At 68.7% G+C, this 17202-nt stretch carries 14 protein-coding genes; 1 reads left to right on the top strand and 13 read right to left on the bottom strand.

Annotated features, from left to right (window positions below):
- The first annotated feature begins 133 nt into the window (after positions 1-133).
- A complete protein-coding gene (locus ACFV5H_RS30020; RefSeq protein WP_385198115.1) occupies positions 134-1696 on the top strand; it encodes a recombinase family protein in 1563 nt (520 codons plus the stop codon).
- Between the two features lie 105 nt (positions 1697-1801).
- Here ACFV5H_RS30020 and ACFV5H_RS30015 read toward each other — a convergent pair whose 3' ends face one another.
- The 13 genes from ACFV5H_RS30015 to ACFV5H_RS29955 form a co-directional block, all read right to left on the bottom strand.
- On the bottom strand, positions 1802-2329 hold the full coding sequence (locus tag ACFV5H_RS30015) for a replication initiator (protein ID WP_385198113.1): 528 nt from the start codon (positions 2327-2329) through the stop codon (positions 1802-1804).
- Between the two features lie 232 nt (positions 2330-2561).
- Positions 2562-2975 carry a peptidase inhibitor family I36 protein gene (locus ACFV5H_RS30010; protein ID WP_385198098.1) on the bottom strand — a complete coding sequence of 138 codons (414 nt, stop codon included), beginning with the start codon at positions 2973-2975 and terminating at the stop codon, positions 2562-2564.
- A gap of 311 nt (positions 2976-3286) precedes the next feature.
- A complete protein-coding gene (locus tag ACFV5H_RS30005; RefSeq protein ID WP_385198097.1) occupies positions 3287-4102 on the bottom strand; it encodes a S1 RNA-binding domain-containing protein in 816 nt (271 codons plus the stop codon).
- Positions 4103-4325: 223 nt separating this feature from the next.
- A complete protein-coding gene (locus ACFV5H_RS30000; protein WP_385198095.1) occupies positions 4326-6275 on the bottom strand; it encodes a TIGR03960 family B12-binding radical SAM protein in 1950 nt (649 codons plus the stop codon).
- A 64-nt stretch (positions 6276-6339) separates the two neighbouring features.
- Positions 6340-7911, bottom strand: a complete 1572-nt coding sequence (locus ACFV5H_RS29995) for a CHAD domain-containing protein (protein ID WP_385051767.1) — start codon at positions 7909-7911, stop codon at positions 6340-6342.
- An 80-nt stretch (positions 7912-7991) separates the two neighbouring features.
- On the bottom strand, positions 7992-9194 hold the full coding sequence (gene rodA / locus ACFV5H_RS29990) for a rod shape-determining protein RodA (protein ID WP_385051765.1): 1203 nt from the start codon (positions 9192-9194) through the stop codon (positions 7992-7994).
- Positions 9191-11479, bottom strand: a complete 2289-nt coding sequence (mrdA, locus tag ACFV5H_RS29985; RefSeq protein WP_385198093.1) for a penicillin-binding protein 2 — start codon at positions 11477-11479, stop codon at positions 9191-9193. The genes rodA and mrdA overlap by 4 nt, the downstream gene beginning before the upstream one ends.
- A 115-nt stretch (positions 11480-11594) precedes the next feature.
- Positions 11595-12263: a rod shape-determining protein MreD gene (mreD, locus tag ACFV5H_RS29980; protein ID WP_385198091.1), complete on the bottom strand. Its 669-nt coding sequence runs from the start codon at positions 12261-12263 to the stop codon at positions 11595-11597.
- A gap of 13 nt (positions 12264-12276) precedes the next feature.
- Positions 12277-13218, bottom strand: coding sequence for a rod shape-determining protein MreC (gene mreC / locus ACFV5H_RS29975; RefSeq protein WP_385051759.1), 942 nt, complete (start codon positions 13216-13218; stop codon positions 12277-12279).
- 207 nt (positions 13219-13425) lie between these two features.
- On the bottom strand, positions 13426-14445 hold the full coding sequence (locus ACFV5H_RS29970; RefSeq protein ID WP_006133575.1) for a rod shape-determining protein: 1020 nt from the start codon (positions 14443-14445) through the stop codon (positions 13426-13428).
- Positions 14446-14775: 330 nt separating this feature from the next.
- Positions 14776-15189: a nucleoside-diphosphate kinase gene (gene ndk / locus ACFV5H_RS29965; RefSeq protein WP_030818434.1), complete on the bottom strand. Its 414-nt coding sequence runs from the start codon at positions 15187-15189 to the stop codon at positions 14776-14778.
- Positions 15190-15254: 65 nt separating this feature from the next.
- Positions 15255-15605: a DUF4233 domain-containing protein gene (locus ACFV5H_RS29960; protein ID WP_385051756.1), complete on the bottom strand. Its 351-nt coding sequence runs from the start codon at positions 15603-15605 to the stop codon at positions 15255-15257.
- 6 nt (positions 15606-15611) lie between these two features.
- On the bottom strand, positions 15612-17129 hold the full coding sequence (locus ACFV5H_RS29955) for a bifunctional folylpolyglutamate synthase/dihydrofolate synthase (RefSeq protein ID WP_385051754.1): 1518 nt from the start codon (positions 17127-17129) through the stop codon (positions 15612-15614).
- Between the last annotated feature and the right edge of the window lie 73 nt (positions 17130-17202).

Genomic DNA, 17202 nt, shown 5'->3' with positions numbered 1-17202 from the left:
TCCCGGTCGGGCCGATCTGGATGGAGGTGTCTATCTACGAACACATGGAAAACCGCTTAAAACCGTGCCTACGCTGGTCACCATGAGGAAACGAGGACAGCTTCGGCTCGCGGCAGACCGAGCGGCCTACAACGTGGAAGCCGAGTGGACCGCAGCCGATTTCGCGCTGTTGGAGGAGCTGAAGCGGGCCGAGGCCCTGCTCCCCGAGGACGCTCCTCGGGCACTCCTGTCGATCCGCCTGTCGGTGCTGACGGACGACACGACGTCACCAGTGCGACAGGAGCTTGATCTCCGCATCCTGGCCAGGGAGCGAGGTTGCCGAGTCATCGGCGTCGCCTCGGATCTGAACGTGTCCGCGACGAAGGTTCCGCCGTGGAAGCGGAAGGAGCTCGGGGACTGGTTGAACAACCGCTCCCCCGAGTTCGACGAGATCCTGTTCTGGAAGCTCGATCGCTTCGCACGTCGCCTCTCCGATCTCTCGACGATGATCGAGTGGAGCCTGAAGCGCGGGAAGAACCTGGTCTCGAAGAACGACAGCCTCGACCTCACGACGACCGCCGGAAAGATCATGGTCACGATCATCGGTGGCATCGCCGAGATCGAAGCGGCCAACACCTCCACACGCGTCACAAGTCTGTGGGACTACGCGAAGTCTCAGGAGGACTGGCTTGTCGGGAAGCCGGCGTACGGCTACGTCACGGACGAGGACGACACGGGGAAGGTCGTTCTCGCCATCGATCCCGAGGCGTACAAGGCACTGCACTGGGCTCGGCGCATGGCGCTTCGGGGACGCTCCGCCCGTTTCATGGTGCGCTGCCTGAAGCGGTCCGGCCTCATGAGCCAAGGGCTCACCGTGGCGACGCTCCTCCGCCGTCTCCGCAACCCGGCACTCCTCGGTTACCGCGTAGAAAAGGACAAGAACGGAGGACAGCGACGTTCGAAGCCGGTCCTCGGCAAGGACGGCAGGCCGATCAAGGTCGCTTCCCCCATCTTCACCGAGGAGGAGTTCGAGGCCCTCGGCGCCGCTCTGGACAAGCGCAAGAAGAACCAGCCTCCCCGCCGTGTCGGTGGAGCGACCCAGTTCCTCGGCGTTCTCCTGTGCGCCGACTGCAAGACGAACATGACGGTTCAGATCACGAACAACACGTACGGGACTTACCAGTATCTGCGATGCCGCAACTGCAAGAGCGGCGGACTCGGGGCACCCGCCCCCGAGCGGATCTACGAGCGCCTGGTGGAGGACGTGCTCAAGGTCCTCGGAGACTTCCCCGTGCAGGTACGCCAGTACGCAGAGGGCGCCGAGGCACGAAAGGAGATCAAGCGGCTGCAGGACTCCATCGCGCTGTACATGAAGGAGCTCGAACCTGGAGGCCGGTACACGAAGACCCGGTTCACGAAGGAGCAGGCAGAGGCAACGCTCGACAAGCTCATCGGGGAGTTGGAGTCCATCGCCCCCGAGACGGCGAGGGACCGGTGGGTCAACGTCCACGGCGGCAAGACCTTCCGTGAGCACTGGCAGGAAGGCGGCATGGAGGCCATGTCCGCAGACCTGTACCGAGTCGGCATCCGCTGCGAGGTCACCCGTACGAAGGTGCCGAAGGTCCGGGCGCCGAAGGTGCACCTCCGCTTGCTGATCCCGAAGGACGTACGCGAACGGCTCGTGATCCGCGAAGACGACTTCGCGCAAGCCTCCTGAACCCAGGCCGCACAAGGACGAAGCCGCCTTCCCGTCACATGGGGAGGCGGCTTCACGTCTCACTCGAACCATGTAGTGGCGTCGAACGGTTCTTCCGTGCCGTACTCATCCACGATCACGATCCCACTTTCGATCAGTCCTCGCGAAGGACAGCCGAGCGTGGTGGGTGAAGCGGGAATGTATGAGGCCGGCGGAGGAAGTCAGGCGACGGCAGACGCCGATGGCGGAGCGGTCCACAGCTTGGAGGCGTGCGCGTGCCGCCCGCGCGGCAAGAGGGCAGCGGTGTTCCCCACTCCGGTACACGGACCCGCAGGACGGCGCGGTCAAAGTGACGAAGAGCGAGGACGGTTGCGGACTGTGGCGGGGGCATTCTTGCCATCGATCAGGCCCCACTCGGACGAGGTGGAAAGTGTCGCCCACGTGGAGCCGGGAGCAGAGGGCGCAGACGGCTGTCCGGTGGTTACAGCAACGGACGAGGAGGTGTTCGCCGGGTTCGTCGCGGTGTCGTACCGGCGGATGGTATCGCCGGTTGTCCCATCCGAAGTGGCAGTGGCTCCGAAGACAGCACCCCGGGGCGTGGGAACCCAACTTCGCGGAGCCTCCGCAGCGCCAGGGTCCCGGTATCGACGGCATGATGGAGAGCTTCTTGTACACGTAGTCCCAGCCTGTTTCGACCAGGGTACGGACAGCAGTCAGCAAGGGATGAGTGCAGTGTCCCGTGCCTTCCTCGCGTCGCGCGCCTCAGTCAAGCCAGCGCGAGTCATGTCGGCACTGTGTCGGGCCACCCGTCGAACGCCGACTGCCTTGGGCCGTGTCCGTTGCCGTGAGGCGGTGTCTGCCTCACGGCACATGGGTCATATCCACCTCAGCAGCGGGCAGCGCTCGATGGCAAGGCGGAGCGGAAGGCACCACCGAACCTCTTGAGCCCCTCGTTGGGCTGGACGATCACCTTGGTTCCCATGTATTCGTCCCGACTCCACACGCACCAGTACTCATTGGTCCGGTTCCAGGCGGAACGGACGGCGGGAATGTTCTGCCGCTTCACGTCGTCCGTCCCCTTCGTGTAACTGCCCCGGCGGCCGGAGCCGTCGGAGTACTCGAAGAGGCAGAAGTGGTCAGTCTCGCAGAACGCTGCGGCCGACAACCGCGCCGACGGTGCGGAGACCGCCGGGCCGACGGGCAGAGTGATGGCCACAACAGCAGCCGCCACGACCGCGACGGGCAGGAACTTACGCATGGGATCCCTTTCAGGGGGCGTTTCGGACACGAAAAGGATCACCAAGCAAACGCATTGCGCCAATTCCCCGAAAGTGTGGGTTTGCGGGAATGAAGGAACCACCGCCCAGCGCTCAGAGCCGCGCGGACTGCCAGTCCCGTCTCACACCCACTCCACCTCAGCATGGACGGTCGGGGAGGGTCCAGGAGGCGGCAGAGGGGCCCGGCGCCTCCCGCACGGCTCCCTGCGCCTCCACGATGCGCCGCAACGCCTCACTCACGCCTGGCCACGTTTCAGCCGGTCATGGACTTCTTGCCCCACGAGCCCGTTTGCGGCCATGTGCCGAACTGGGACATGGCCTGTACCGCAACTGCTCAGGCCTGTTGCCGAGAAAGGGACAGCCGGCGCCGGTCTCGATCAACGTCCGTGACAATGACCATCAGCTCGTCACCGATTCGGACGACGCCCTCTGAATTCTCCACGGGCACAGCACTCAGCTCAGGCAGCCGCACGAGGCCCTCGACTCCATCCGCGACCTGAACGAAGACACCGAACGGAAGCACCTTGGTCACCCGACCGCTCAGTCTCCGACCCACCGCAATGCGTTCGGCGAACCCCAGGAAGGGGTCCGGCTGAGTAGCCCGCAAGGACAGCCGGGCCTCTCCTTCCCATGTGTCGAACTGCAAGAACTCGCAGTACACACGCTGTCCGATCGCAACAACCTCGGATGCCGCCTCGAAGCGACGCCAGGACAGCTCGGGATACGTGATGAAGCCGACGCCGGGATGGACCGGGTGATCGGGGCCCTCCTCCAGCGCCACGAACACGCCGAACGACTCGATCGCCGCCACCGTGCCGGTCAGGCGTTGACCGAAGCGGAGCTGCTTGAGGAACGCCCAGAGTTCCGGGTTCTCGGTGGCCGCCATCGACAGCCGTACTCGGCCCTCCTCCAAGTCCACCGCGAGCACCTCGGCGGTGATCCGCTGTCCGACCACAGCAGCATCCGTCATACGTCGTTGCCAGGAGACATCCAGCGGCCCCACCACCCCGAGTGGACGAGCGGCAAACCCGTCCAGGGCCACGGTCACCTCAGACCGGGTGACGGCCGCCACCGTGCCACTGCAGCGATCACCGACCTGCATCGGTGCCAGAAAGCTCCTGATGGCCGGATCAGCCGACGCGTCCCCCATGGCGCCCAGGCTCTCACACGGCGGTTAGACCCACTCCACCTCTGACTGGATGCTCACGTGTCCGCCAGAGGCCGGCAGGGGCGTCCGTGGAGCGTCCCGGGCAGCCTGCCGTGCCTTCGGGGAGCCGAGGGAACCGAGCACCACGGCCACCTCGTCCTCTGTGGCGTCCGCCACAGCCTCAGCGATGCGCCGCAGTGACTCAGCCATCCCCCGCTCCCCCGTTTCAGCTGTTCGGAGCCGACTTCTTGACCGTCAGCGGCAGCAGCTTCTTGCCGCTCTCGCTCAGTTGTGGCCATGTGTCGAACTGAGGACACACGCCGCAGTCGAAGCACGGGGTCCAGCGGCAGTCCTCGACCTCCGTCTCGTCGAGGGCGTCCTGCCAGTCCTCCCAGAGCCAGTCCTTGTCGAGGCCGGAGTCGAGGTGGTCCCAGGGGAGGACCTCCTCGTAGGTGCGCTCGCGGGTGGTGTACCAGTCGACGTCCACGCCGAACTGCGCGAGGGACTTGTCGGCGCAGTCCATCCAGCGGTCGTACGAGAAGTGCTCGCGCCAGCCGTCGAAGCGGCCGCCGTCCTCGTAGACCGCGCGGATGACCGCGCCGATACGGCGGTCGCCGCGCGAGAGCAGGCCCTCGACGATGCCGGGCTTGCCGTCGTGGTAGCGGAAGCCGATCGAGCGGCCGTACTTCTTGTCGCCGCGGATCTTGTCGCGGAGCTTGGCGAGGCGCTCGTCCGTCTGCTCGGCGGAGAGCTGCGGGGCCCACTGGAAGGGGGTGTGCGGCTTGGGGACGAAGCCGCCGATGGAGACGGTGCAGCGGATGTCGTTGGAGCCGGAGACCTCGCGGCCCTTGGCGATCACACGGGTGGCCATGTCGGCGATCTGGAGGACGTCGTCGTCGGTCTCGGTGGGCAGGCCGCACATGAAGTACAGCTTCACCTGACGCCAGCCGTTGCCGTAGGCCGTCGCGACCGTGCGGATCAGGTCGTCCTCGGAGACCATCTTGTTGATGACCTTGCGGATGCGCTCCGAGCCGCCCTCGGGGGCGAAGGTGAGGCCCGAACGGCGGCCGTTGCGGGTCAGCTCGTTCGCCAGGTCGATGTTGAAGGCGTCGACACGGGTGGAGGGGAGCGACAGGCCGACCTTGTCCTCCTCGTAGCGGTCGGCGAGGCCCTTGGCGATGTCGCCGATCTCCGAGTGGTCCGCGGAGGAGAGGGACAGGAGGCCGACCTCCTCGAAGCCCGTCGCCTTCAGGCCCTTGTCGACCATCTCGCCGATGCCGGTGATCGAGCGCTCGCGGACCGGGCGGGTGATCATGCCGGCCTGGCAGAAGCGGCAGCCGCGGGTGCAGCCGCGGAAGATCTCCACCGACATGCGCTCGTGGACGGTCTCGGCGAGCGGGACGAGGGGCTGCTTGGGGTAGGGCCACTCGTCGAGGTCCATCACCGTGTGCTTGGAGACGCGCCACGGGACGCCCGACTTGTTCGGTACGACGCGGGCGATACGGCCGTCGGGGAGGTACTCGACGTCGTAGAAGCCGGGGACGTACACCCCGCCGGTCTTCGCCAGGCGGAAGAGGAGTTCCTCGCGGCCGCCGGGGCGGCCCTCCTCCTTCCAGGCGCGGACGATCCGCGTGACCTCCAGGACGGCCTGCTCGCCGTCGCCGATGACCGCGCAGTCGATGAAGTCGGCGATCGGCTCGGGGTTGAAGGCGGCGTGGCCGCCGGCCATGACGATCGGGTCGTCGAGGCCGCGGTCCTTGGCCTCCAGGGGGATGCCGGCCAGGTCCAGGGCGGTGAGCATGTTGGTGTAGCCGAGCTCGGTGGAGAAGCTCAGGCCGAACACGTCGAAGGCCTTCACCGGGCGGTGGCTGTCGACCGTGAACTGCGGGACGCGGTGCTCCCGCATCAGCGCTTCCAGGTCCGGCCAGACGCTGTAGGTGCGCTCGGCGAGGACGCCGTCCTGTTCGTTGAGGACCTCGTAGAGGATCATGACGCCCTGGTTGGGCAGTCCGACCTCGTAGGCGTCGGGGTACATGAGCGCCCAGCGGACGTCGCAGCTCTCCCACGGCTTGACCGTGGAGTTGAGCTCTCCGCCGACGTACTGGATCGGCTTCTGCACATGCGGGAGCAGAGCTTCGAGCTGCGGGAACACAGACTCGGCGGCTTCGGCAGGCATCTCGCGAACCTTTGTGTGCTGAGTGGGGTGACCATTCAGCGTAACGCGGCCGGAGGGGTACTCCCTACGTCGTCCAGGGCCGGAGGTCCTCGGTGATGGACTTCCAGGCTTCGGGGAGGGCGGCCTCGGCGCGCTCCGCACGGTGTTCCTCGCGGGCGTGGAGGATGCCGTAGGTGAAGGTGCTCTCGCCCGCCGCGTGGGCGACGGCGGCGAGCTCGCGGAGGGTCTGGCGGGCCATGACGCTGTCCTGGTGGTCGCCGAGCAGGCCCTGGAGCGACTTCATGGCCTTGACGAGGTCGTTCGCCGGTTCACCGAGTGCGGGGGCGGCGGCCTCGGCGGCGTAGCGGGTGCGCTTGGTCTTCTTGCGGGCCTCGTGCAGGGCGACGTCGCGGTCGGTGCCGGGCGGGAGGTCCAGGGCGCGGGTGACGAGGCCGGTCAGCTTGTCGAGGTCCTTGCGTACGGCCTTGGGGAGGGCCTTCTCCGGCTTGGTTCCGGCCTTCTTGCGCAGGGGCGGGTCGGCGAGCAGGGCGTCCAGGGTGTCGAGGAGGGTGAGGTACCGGCGGGAGTCGAGGATGCCGGTGAGGCGGCCGTGGGCTCCGGCGTGACGGGCCTCGGCCCAGTTGGTGAGCCGGTGGCCGACGGGGCCGGCTACGAGGGTGTCGGACAGGTCGGCGAGGGACGACCGGAGGCGTTCGGCGAGCACCTCCTGGTCGCGGTCCAGGCCCAGCTCGGCGGCCAGCCACTTCAGGTCGTCACCGACGGGGTCGGTCACCTCGCGGTCGAGGACGCCGCGGAAGGAGCGGAAGGTGCTGCGCAGACGGCGGGTGGCGACTCTCATACGGTGCACGGAGTCGGGGACGTCCTGGCGTACGGCGGGGTCGAGCTCGACGAGGGCGTCGCGCTGGGCGCGGACGTAGGCGAGGACGTGGTCTTTGGTGGTGACGGGTTTCCCGGCCGGCCGTGGCCTGTGTTTCCGCTTCGGGGCGGCCTCGGGCGCCGTGGCGGGTGTGCGTGCGGTCGCCGCGGTCGTGGTGTTGTCCGGTGCCGTGTCGGCCAGTGCCCGGGCCAGTTTCGAGGCCGAGGCCGAGGGGCGTACGCCGGCCTTGCGCAGGCGTTTCTCCACCTTGTCGAGGAAGGCGGGGTCGCCGTCGTCGGCGAGTTCGACCTCGATCTCGGTCCACCGGGCGGTGCCGCCGGTGCCGGTGAGGCGTTCGGCGCGGACGGTGTCGACGCTGACCTCGGCGAGCAGCCGGCCGTCGGCGTCGACGAGGTGGCGTACGTCGCGGTCGGAGCGCAGCCGGACGACGGGCAGCAGTGCGCTGTCGCGGACGCGGGAGCGGACGAGGGCGGCGAGCTCGTCCGGGAGGGTGTCGGAGAGCGGGGCGCGGATCTCGTCGCGCACTCCGGGGGCGACGGGGAACTTCAGGTGCCAGCCGGCGTCGGAGCCGCCGGTGCGGCGGCGCAGGGTGACGGAGGACGCGGCGAGGCGTTCGTCGGCGGTGTCGTGGTAGGTGGCGTCGAGGTGGGTGACGCCCTTGTCGAGGACGGTCGCCACGCCGGGGACGCGGGTCAGGTCGGGCAGTCCGCTGTCGTCGGACTCGTACTTTCGCTCGATCTCGCGCTTGGTGTCCGCCATGAGGCGAATCTATCCGCCGTGGGTGAATCTAGTCGTGGGTGCGGAGCGGCAGTGGACCACCGCTCCGCACCCGCGACGGTTCACGCGGACATCGGCCGTTGTATCCGGATGGACTGCAGCAGGCCCACGGCCAGCCAGACGGCGAACATGGAGGAGCCGCCGTAGGAGACGAACGGCAGGGGGAGGCCGGTGACGGGCATGATGCCGAGGGTCATGCCGATGTTCTCGAAGGCCTGGAAGGCGAACCAGGCGACGATGCCGGCGGCGACGATCGTGCCGTACAGGTCGGTGGTGTCGCGGGCGATGCGGCAGGCGCGCCAGAGGATGATGCCGAGCAGGCCGATGATCAGTGCGCCGCCGACGAAACCGAGTTCCTCACCGGCGACGGTGAAGACGAAGTCGGTCTGCTGCTCGGGCACGAACTGGCCGGTGGTCTGGGAGCCCTGGAAGAGGCCGGAGCCGGTCAGTCCGCCGGAGCCGATGGCGATGCGGGCCTGGTTGGTGTTGTAGCCGACGCCGGCGGGGTCGAGCTCGGGGTTGGCGAAGGCGGCGAAGCGGTTGATCTGGTACTCGTCGAGGATGCCGAGCTGCCAGACGGTGACCGCGCCGGTCGCTCCGGCGCCGAGCAGGCCGAAGATCCAGCGGTTGGAGGCGCCGGAGGCGAGCAGCACACCGAGCACGATGATGACCATGACCATGACCGACCCGAGGTCGGGCATGAGCATCACGATCAGCATGGGGACGACGGCCAGCCCGAGGGCCTGGAGGACCGTGCGGTGATCGGGGTACGGCTTGTCGCCGGCGTCGACGCGGGCGGCGAGCAGCATCGCCATGCCCAGGATGATCGTGATCTTCACGAACTCGGAGGGCTGGAGGGAGAAGCCGCCGGGGAGCTTGATCCAGGAGTGGGCGCCGTTGATGGTGGAGCCCAGCGGGGTGAGTACGAGCAGGATCAGGAAGACGGAGGCGCCGTACAGCAGGGGCACGGCCGTGCGCAGGGCGCGGTGGCCGAGCCAGAGGGCGCCGATCATCAGGGCCACCCCGATGCCGGTGTTGAGCCAGTGCCGGACCAGGAAGTAGTAGGGGTCGCCCTGGTTGAGTTCGGTGCGGTTGCGGGTGGCCGAGTAGACCAGGAGCGAGCCCAGCAGGGACAGGGCGAGCGCCGAGAACAGTATCGGCCAGTCGAGGCGCCGGGCCAGGGAGTCACGGGCGAAGACCCGTGTCCAGCCGGCCCGCTCCGGTCCGTATCCGGAGACCTGGAAGCTGTTGACTCCGCCGGTCATGACGCTGCCCTCCGGAGTCCCTTTCCGGTGCCGGTGCCGCCGCGTCGTCGCCGGTGGCGGCGGGTCTGGCGGTTGCCGATCTCCGGTGAGGGGACCGTGCCCGCCTGCTGCGGGTCGGCGGGGCCGTCGTCCTGCGGGGTGGTGGCCTGTGCGTCGGGCGAGGGGGTCGACCGGTCCTTGGCGGGGTCCTTGGAGATCTTCGGGGAGGTGATCGTGCCGTCCGTGCGGACCTTCGGGAGGTTCTTCTGCGGCGTGGACAGCAGCGCCTTCTTCTTGTCGATCTCGCCGTCCTCGGAGACGCCGTACAGGGCGTTGTAGATGTTGCGCACGGCGGGGCCCGAGGCGCCGGAGCCGGTACCGCCCTGGGAGATCGTCATGACGATCGAGTAGTCCTTGGTGTACGTGGCGAACCACGAGGTGGTCTGCTTGCCGTAGACCTCGGCGGTACCGGTCTTGGCGTGCATCGGGATCTCGTCCTGTGGCCAGCCCCCGAATCGCCACGCGGCCGTACCGCGGGTGGCGACTCCTTCGAGGGCTTCGTCTATCTGGGCGAGCGTCTTCTTCGACGTCGGCAGCTTGCCGTGCGCCTTGGGCTCGATCTCCGTGACGGTCTTGCCGTCGGGGCTGATGACGGCCTTGCCGACGGTGGGGTCGTAGAGGGTGCCGCCGTTGGAGATGGCCGCGTAGATGGTGGCCATCTGGATGGGGGTGACGAGGGTGTCGCCCTGGCCGATGGAGTAGTTGACGGAGTCACCCGCGCGCAGCCGGTTGCCTTCGAGGCAGTTCTCGTAGGCGATCTTCTCGGCGTAGGTGCCGTCCTTCTTGCCGTACTTGCACCAGGCGTCCTTGTTGGCCGTCCAGTAGTCCAGCTTCCACTGGCGGTCGGGGACGCGGCCGGTGACCTCGTTGGGCAGGTCGATGCCGGTCTCCTCGCCGAGGCCGAACTGGTGGGCGGTCTTGTAGAACCAGTCGTTGGCGTTCTTCTTCGGCTTGTTGCCGCCGTCGCGCTTCCACTCCTGGTGGGAGAGGGCGTAGAAGACGGTGTCGCAGGACACCTCCAGGGCGCGGCCGAGGCTGATCGGGCCGTGGTTCTGGGACTCGAAGTTCTTGAAGACCTGTCCGCCGATGGAGTACGAGCTGGAGCAGTTGTAGGGGCCTTCGAAGGAGTAGCCGGCCTGTATGGCGGCGGCCGTCGGGATGACCTTGAAGATGGAGCCGGGTGCCGACTGGCCCTGGATGGCGCGGTTGAGCAGCGGGTAGTTGGACTTCTTGCCGGTGAGGTTCGCGTAGTCCTTGGCGGAGATGCCGCCGACCCAGGCGTTGGGGTCGTAGGTCGGGTTGGAGGCCATGGCGACGACGCGGCCGGTCTTGGCCTCCATGACGACGACGGCGCCGGAGTCGGCCTCGTAGTTGCGGTTGGTGTTGCGGTCGTGCTGCTTGCGGGCTTCCTTCATCGCCTCGTTCAGCTCGTACTCGGCGATGCGCTGGACGCGGGAGTCGATGCTGGTGACGAGGTTGGCGCCGGGCTGGGCGGGGTCGGCCTCGGCCTCGCCGATGACGCGGCCGAGGTTGTCGACCTCGTAGCGGGTGACGCCGGCCTTGCCGCGCAGCTGCTTGTCGTACTGGCGCTCCAGGCCGGAGCGGCCGACCATGTCGGAGCGCAGGTAGGGCGAGCTGGTGTCCTGGGCCTTGGTGATCTCCTCGTCGGTGACGGGTGAGAGGTAGCCGAGGACCTGGGCGGTGTTGGCCTTGCCGGGGCTCGGGTAGCGGCGCAGGGCCTGCGGTTCGGCGGTGATGCCGGGGAAGTCCTCGGCGCGCTCGCGGATCTGCAGGGCCTGTTTGGCGGTGGCCTCGTCGGTGATGGGGATGGGCTGGTACGGCGAGCCGTTCCAGCAGGGCTGGGGGGTCTCGGCGTCGCAGAGACGGACCTTCTGCTGGACCTCCTCGGCGTCCATGCCGAGGACGCCGGCGAGTTTGGCGAGGACCGCCTTGCCGTCGTCCTTCATCTTCAGCAGGTCGGTGCGGGAGGCGGAGACGACCAGGCGGGTCTCGTTGTCGGCGAGGGGCACTCCGCGGGCGTCCAGGATGGAGCCGCGGACCGCGGGCTGGACGACCTGCTGGACGTGGTTGCCGGAGGCCTCCTTGGCGTACTGGTCGCCCTCGCGGATCTGGAGGTACCACAGGCGCCCGCCGAGGGTGCCGAGGAGGGAGAGGACGAGGACCTGGATGACGACGAGCCGGATCTGGACCCGTGGGCTGCGGCCGGTCTCGGGGATGTTGGTCACGCGGCTTCCTCCTCCCTCGGAGCGCGTACGACTGTGCGGGTACGAGTGATGAACGGCCGGGCCATGAGCCCGCGTTCCATCGCCCGTTCACTCGTTCCGGTGAAGTTCTGCGAGGTCACAGGCGCTTGACCCCCTTGATGCGTCCGGCGCGGGCCACCCGGGCGCGGGCCGCCTTGACCCGCAGTCCGCCCCGTTGCCCGCCGATGCGCAGTCCGGTGCCGCCGGAGAGCCAGCCGGAGGCGACGTCGCCGGACTTGGCGGGACTGGTCTCGGCGAGCGGGTCGTTCTCGGCGCGCCGGGCCAGGGCCATGACGCCGGGGACGATGAACGGCGCGAGCAGCAGGTCGTACAGGGCGGCGGTGAACAGCAGCCCGCCGAGGCCGACATGGCGGGCGGCGGTGTCGCCGACGAGGGCGCCGACACCGGCGTAGAGCAGGGTGGAGCCGACGGCGGCGGCGACGACCACGACCATCGGGCCGGTCGCCGACCTGACCTGCCCGCTCTCGGGTTTGACGAGTCCGGCGAGGTAGCCGATGACGCACAGTACGAGGGCGTAGCGCCCGGCGGCGTGGTCGGCGGGCGGGGCGAGGTCGGCGAGGAGTCCGGCGGCGAAGCCGATGAGGGCGCCGCCGACATGGCCGTAGACCAGGGCGAGGCCGAGGACGGTGAGCAGCAGCAGGTCGGGGACGGCGCCCGGGAGGTGGAGGCGGGCGAGGACGCTCACCTGGATCACCAGGGCGACGACGACCAGCGAGCTGGAGAGCAGGATCCGGTTGACGCGCATGGGGTGACAGCTCCTACTGCTCTTGCTGGTTGAGGCCGTCGGCGGGGGCGGAGGGCGTGACGGTCACCGTCACGGTCGGCGTGGGGGTCGGCTTCGGCTTCTTGGGCAGCACCGTGTCGCGCGGGTCCTTCTCGGGGGCCTGGACGACGACGCCGACGACGTCGAGCTTGCTGAAGCTGACGAACGGCGTGACGGAGAGGGTGCGGGTGAGGTCGCCGCCGGAGGGGTCGACACGGGAGACGACGCCGACGGGGACGCCGGGCACGAACGGCTTGTCGGCCTGCGAGCCGAAGGTGACCAGGCGGTCGCCCTTCTTGATCTCGGCCTTGCCGTTGAGGAGTTCGACGCGCAGCGGGCGGTCGCCCTGGCCGGCGGCGAAGCCGAGTTCGTCGGTGGACTCCATGCGGGTGCCGACGGTGAAGTCGGGGTCGGTGGCGAGCAGCACGGTGGCGGTGTCCGGGCCGACGGTGGTGACGCGGCCGACGAGTCCGTCGCCGTTGAGGACGGTCATGTCGCGTTCGATGCCGTCGTCGGCTCCGGCGTCGATGGTGATGGTCCAGGAGAAGCCCTGGGCCGCCCCTATGGCGATCACCTGGGCGCCCTTGATGCCGTACTGGCCCTGGCCGGAGATCTTCAGCAGCTTGTCGAGCTGCTTGAGGCGGCTGCGGCCGCGGTCGTCGCTGCCGAGTTCGGCCTTGAGCGCGGTGTTCTCCCGCTCCAGCTCGGCGAGCCGGTCGTGCCGGTCGCCGGACTCCCGGACGGCGGAGACGGCGTTGCCGATCGGGTCGACCGCGCCGGACACGCCGTTCTCGATCGGGCCGAAGACGGTCGCCGCGGCCTGCCGGGCACCGTCGACCGGTGAATCCTCCCCGCCGCGGATGTCCACCGTGATCAGTGCGAACGCGATGGCGATCAGCAGCACCAGGAGCAGCCGGCTCTCTCGTGTGTCCCTCACGTGCGGCGGCCGTGCCTTCCTCGTCGAGAACGGGTATGAGGTGGGGGTCTGTTCAGGTGTGTCGAAGATGCTTCGAAGGGTGCGTCGAAGGATGCTTCGGAGGTTTTTTCGAGGCGTTACAGGGGGGTTGTGGGGGTTTGTGCCTCTATATCAACGATCCGCCGCACGGAAGAAGGTCGTCCCGTACGGCGGTATCGAGGAGGTGCGTCATCTGCGCGGCTGGGCGTCGAGCACCTGCTGAAGCGCCTCGAACTCCTCGACGCACTTGCCGGAACCGAGCGCCACGCTGTCCAGCGGGTCCTCGGCGATGTGGATCGGCATGCCCGTCTCCCGGCGCAGCCGCTCGTCGAGGCCGCGCAGCAGCGCGCCGCCGCCGGTCAGGACGATTCCCCGGTCCATGATGTCGCCGGACAGCTCCGGCGGGCACTTGTCGAGGGTCGTCTTGACGGCGTCCACGATGGCGTTGACCGGTTCCTCGATCGCCTTGCGCACCTCGGCGGCGGAGATGACGACGGTCTTGGGCAGTCCGGAGACGAGGTCCCGGCCGCGGATCTCGGTGTGCTCGTCGGTGTCCAGGTCGTACGCCGAACCGATCGTGATCTTGATCTGTTCGGCCGTCCGCTCACCCAGCAGGAGGGAGTACTCCTTCTTGATGTGCTGGATGATCGCGTTGTCCAGCTCGTCGCCCGCGACGCGGATGGACTGGGCGGTGACGATGCCGCCGAGGGAGATGACCGCGACCTCCGTGGTGCCGCCGCCGATGTCCACCACCATGTTGCCGGTGGCCTCGTGGACCGGCAGCCCGGAGCCGATGGCGGCGGCCATGGGCTCCTCGATGATGTGCACCTGACGGGCGCCGGCCTGCGACGACGCCTCGATGACGGCGCGGCGCTCGACGCCCGTGATGCCCGAGGGCACACAGACGACGACCCGCGGACGAGCCAGGTACCGCCGCTTGTGGATCTTCAGGATGAAGTAGCGGAGCATCCGCTCGGTGATCTCGAAGTCGGCGATGACGCCGTCCTTCAGCGGGCGCACGGCGACGATGTTGCCGGGGGTGCGCCCGATCATCTTCTTCGCCTCGGCACCGACCGCGAGGATGCCACCGGTGTTGGTGTTGATCGCGACGACGGACGGCTCGTTGAGTACGATCCCACGACCCCTGACGTACACCAGCGTGTTGGCGGTCCCGAGGTCGACAGCCATGTCACGGCCGATGAACGACATTGAGTTCCCCATCAGGATTCGACTGGCCTTCCCACGAGCTTTTGAGGGCTTCTCAGGTCGGCGAGGTGGGTACGGTGACGTGAAGGCTTCCATCGTAGACGCGCCTTCGCGAACACCGCGCGAGGGTCTTCGCCATTGTCATCAGATGGCGCGCCCCGCTGCTTGTGGAGACGGTCCATCGGGGGCATCCGTTCCCCCGAACGCCGCGCATATGCCAAAAAAGGGTCCGGGGGCAAAGCCCCCAGACCGTCCGACAGGCGGCCAAACGCGTCGGCCGCTGCCGCGATGTGATCGTTATGCGCGGGATTCGCGCACGTCCGAGTACGCGGGTTACGCGCGACCCGGGAAGAAGATCTTCACCTCGCGCTCGGCGGACTCCTCGGAGTCGGAGGCGTGGATCAGGTTCTCCCGGACGATCACACCGAAATCACCGCGGATCGAGCCCGGGGCGGCGGCGATCGGGTCGGTGGGACCGGCCAGTTGGCGCACACCCTCGATGACCCGCTCACCCTCGACGATCATCGCCACGACCGGCCCGGAGGCCATGAACTCCACCAGCGGCTCGTAGAACGGCTTGCCCTTGTGCTCGCCGTAGTGCTGCTCCAGCGTGTCCTGGTCCAGGGCCCGCAGCTCCAGCGCGGTGATCTGCCAGCCGGCCTTGCGCTCGATACGGCTGATGATCTCGCCGGTCAGGCCACGACGTACGGCGTCGGGCTTGAGGAGGACGAGGGTGCGCTGGGTCACGACGGAGCTCCTTGTGCGGGAAGTGATGCGGGAGGACGAGATTACCGGGCGTGTCGGGACATCTGTCACGCAGCGTCAGGCTGCTCCGCCTGCGCGGCGAAACGGGCCTTGGCTTCGTCCACCTTTCGCCCGAAGTGCACCGACGTCCACCACAGCAGCGCGAAGAGCGCGCCCATGAAGAACATCATCGGGACGAAGACACCGGAGGCGATCAGGGCGATCTGCAGCGCCCAGCCGAGGGCCACCCCGCCGGGCCGGGTGACCATCCCGCACAGGGCCACGGACAGGAACATCGCGATGCCGCAGACCGTCCACACCGTGCCGGTGGACAGGTCCGCGTCCTTCATCGCGACCAGCCCGGCGAAACCGATGATGAAGAACTCGCCGATCAGCGTCGAAGCGCAGAGCGTACGCACGGGATCTCAGCCCCTCCCCAGGAGCAGTCGGGCCTCGCCGACGGTGATGACGGAACCGGTGACGAGCACACCGCCGCCCGCGAACTCGCCCTCCTCCTCGGCCAGTGTGATCGCGGCCTCCAGGGCGTCCGGCAGCCGCGGCTCGACCTGGACGCGGTCCTCGCCGAACACCTCGACCGCGATTCCCGCCAGCTCGTCGGCGTCCATCGCACGGTGGCTGGAGTTCTGGGTGACGACGACCTCGGCGAAGACCGGCTCGAACGCCTCCAGCAGTCCGCGCACGTTCTTGTCGCCGCTCGCGCCGACCACGCCGATGAGCCGGCTGAACTGGAACGCCTCCCCGATCGCGGCGGCCGCCGCCCGCGCGCCCGCCGGATTGTGGGCGGCGTCCAGGACGACGGTCGGCGAACGCCGCACGACCTCCAGCCGGCCCGGGGAGGCGACGGCGGCGAACGCCTTGCGCACGGTGTCGATGTCAAGCGGCTGGGCGTGCTGGGCGCCGACGCCGAAGAACGCCTCCACGGCGGCGAGCGCCACGGCCGCGTTGTGGGCCTGGTGCTCGCCGTGCAGCGGCAGGTACACCTCGGGGTACTCGCCGCCGAGTCCGCGCAGCGTCACCAGCTGGCCGCCGACGGCCACCTGCCGGGCCACGACCCCGAACTCCAGACCCTCGCGGGCCACCGTCGCGTCCACCTCGACGGCCTTCTTCAGCAGCACCTGCGCGGCGTCCACCGGCTGCTGCGCCATGATCACCGTCGCGTCCCGCTTGACGATGCCGGACTTCTCGCCGGCGATCTCGGCGGGCGTGGTGCCGAGCCGGTCGGTGTGGTCGAGGTCGATCGGCGTCACCACGGCGACGCCGGCGTCGATCACGTTCGTCGCGTCCCAGCTGCCGCCCATGCCGACCTCGACGACCGCCACGTCCACGGGGGCGTCGGCGAAGGCGGCGTACGCCATGCCGGTGAGCACCTCGAAGAAGGACAGCCGGTACTCCTGCCGGGCGTCCACCATCTCGACGTACGGCTTGACGTCCTGGTACGTCTCGATGAACCGCTCGGCGGAGACGGGTGCCCCGTCGAGGCTGATCCGCTCGGTGATCGACTGGACGTGCGGGGAGGTGTAGCGGCCGGTGCGCAGCTCGAAGGCGCCGAGCAGGGCCTCGATCATGCGGGCGGTGGAGGTCTTGCCGTTGGTGCCGGTGATGTGGATCGAGGGGTACGAGCGCTGGGGCTCGCCCAGGACGTCCATCAGCGCGGCGATGCGGGCGACCGAGGGCTCCAGCTTGGTCTCGCCCCAGCGGGTGGCGAGCTCCGCCTCGACCTCACGCAGGGCCTTGTCGACCTCGGGGTCGGCGGGGCGGGCGGGCACGTCCGCCTGGGGCGGGCCGCCCTGGGTGCGCAGGGTGCGGCTGCCGGCCTCGATCACCGCGAGGTCGGGGTCGCGGTCGGTCTCGGCCTCGACGATCTCGTCGAAGCCGTCGACGGGCTCGGGCTGCTCGCTGTCATCAGGGGGGAGCTCACTCACGGGGACCAGTCTACGTACCCCGGCCCGCGCCCCCTCGTGCCGCTGGGGCGGCACGGGTGGGCGCTGGGGGTAC

The organism is Streptomyces sp. NPDC059787, from assembly GCF_042732315.1.
Lineage (GTDB): Bacteria > Actinomycetota > Actinomycetes > Streptomycetales > Streptomycetaceae > Streptomyces > Streptomyces atrovirens.
The sequence above is the reverse complement of the archived record's forward strand: the minus strand, read 5'-3'. Positions and strand labels throughout refer to the sequence as shown.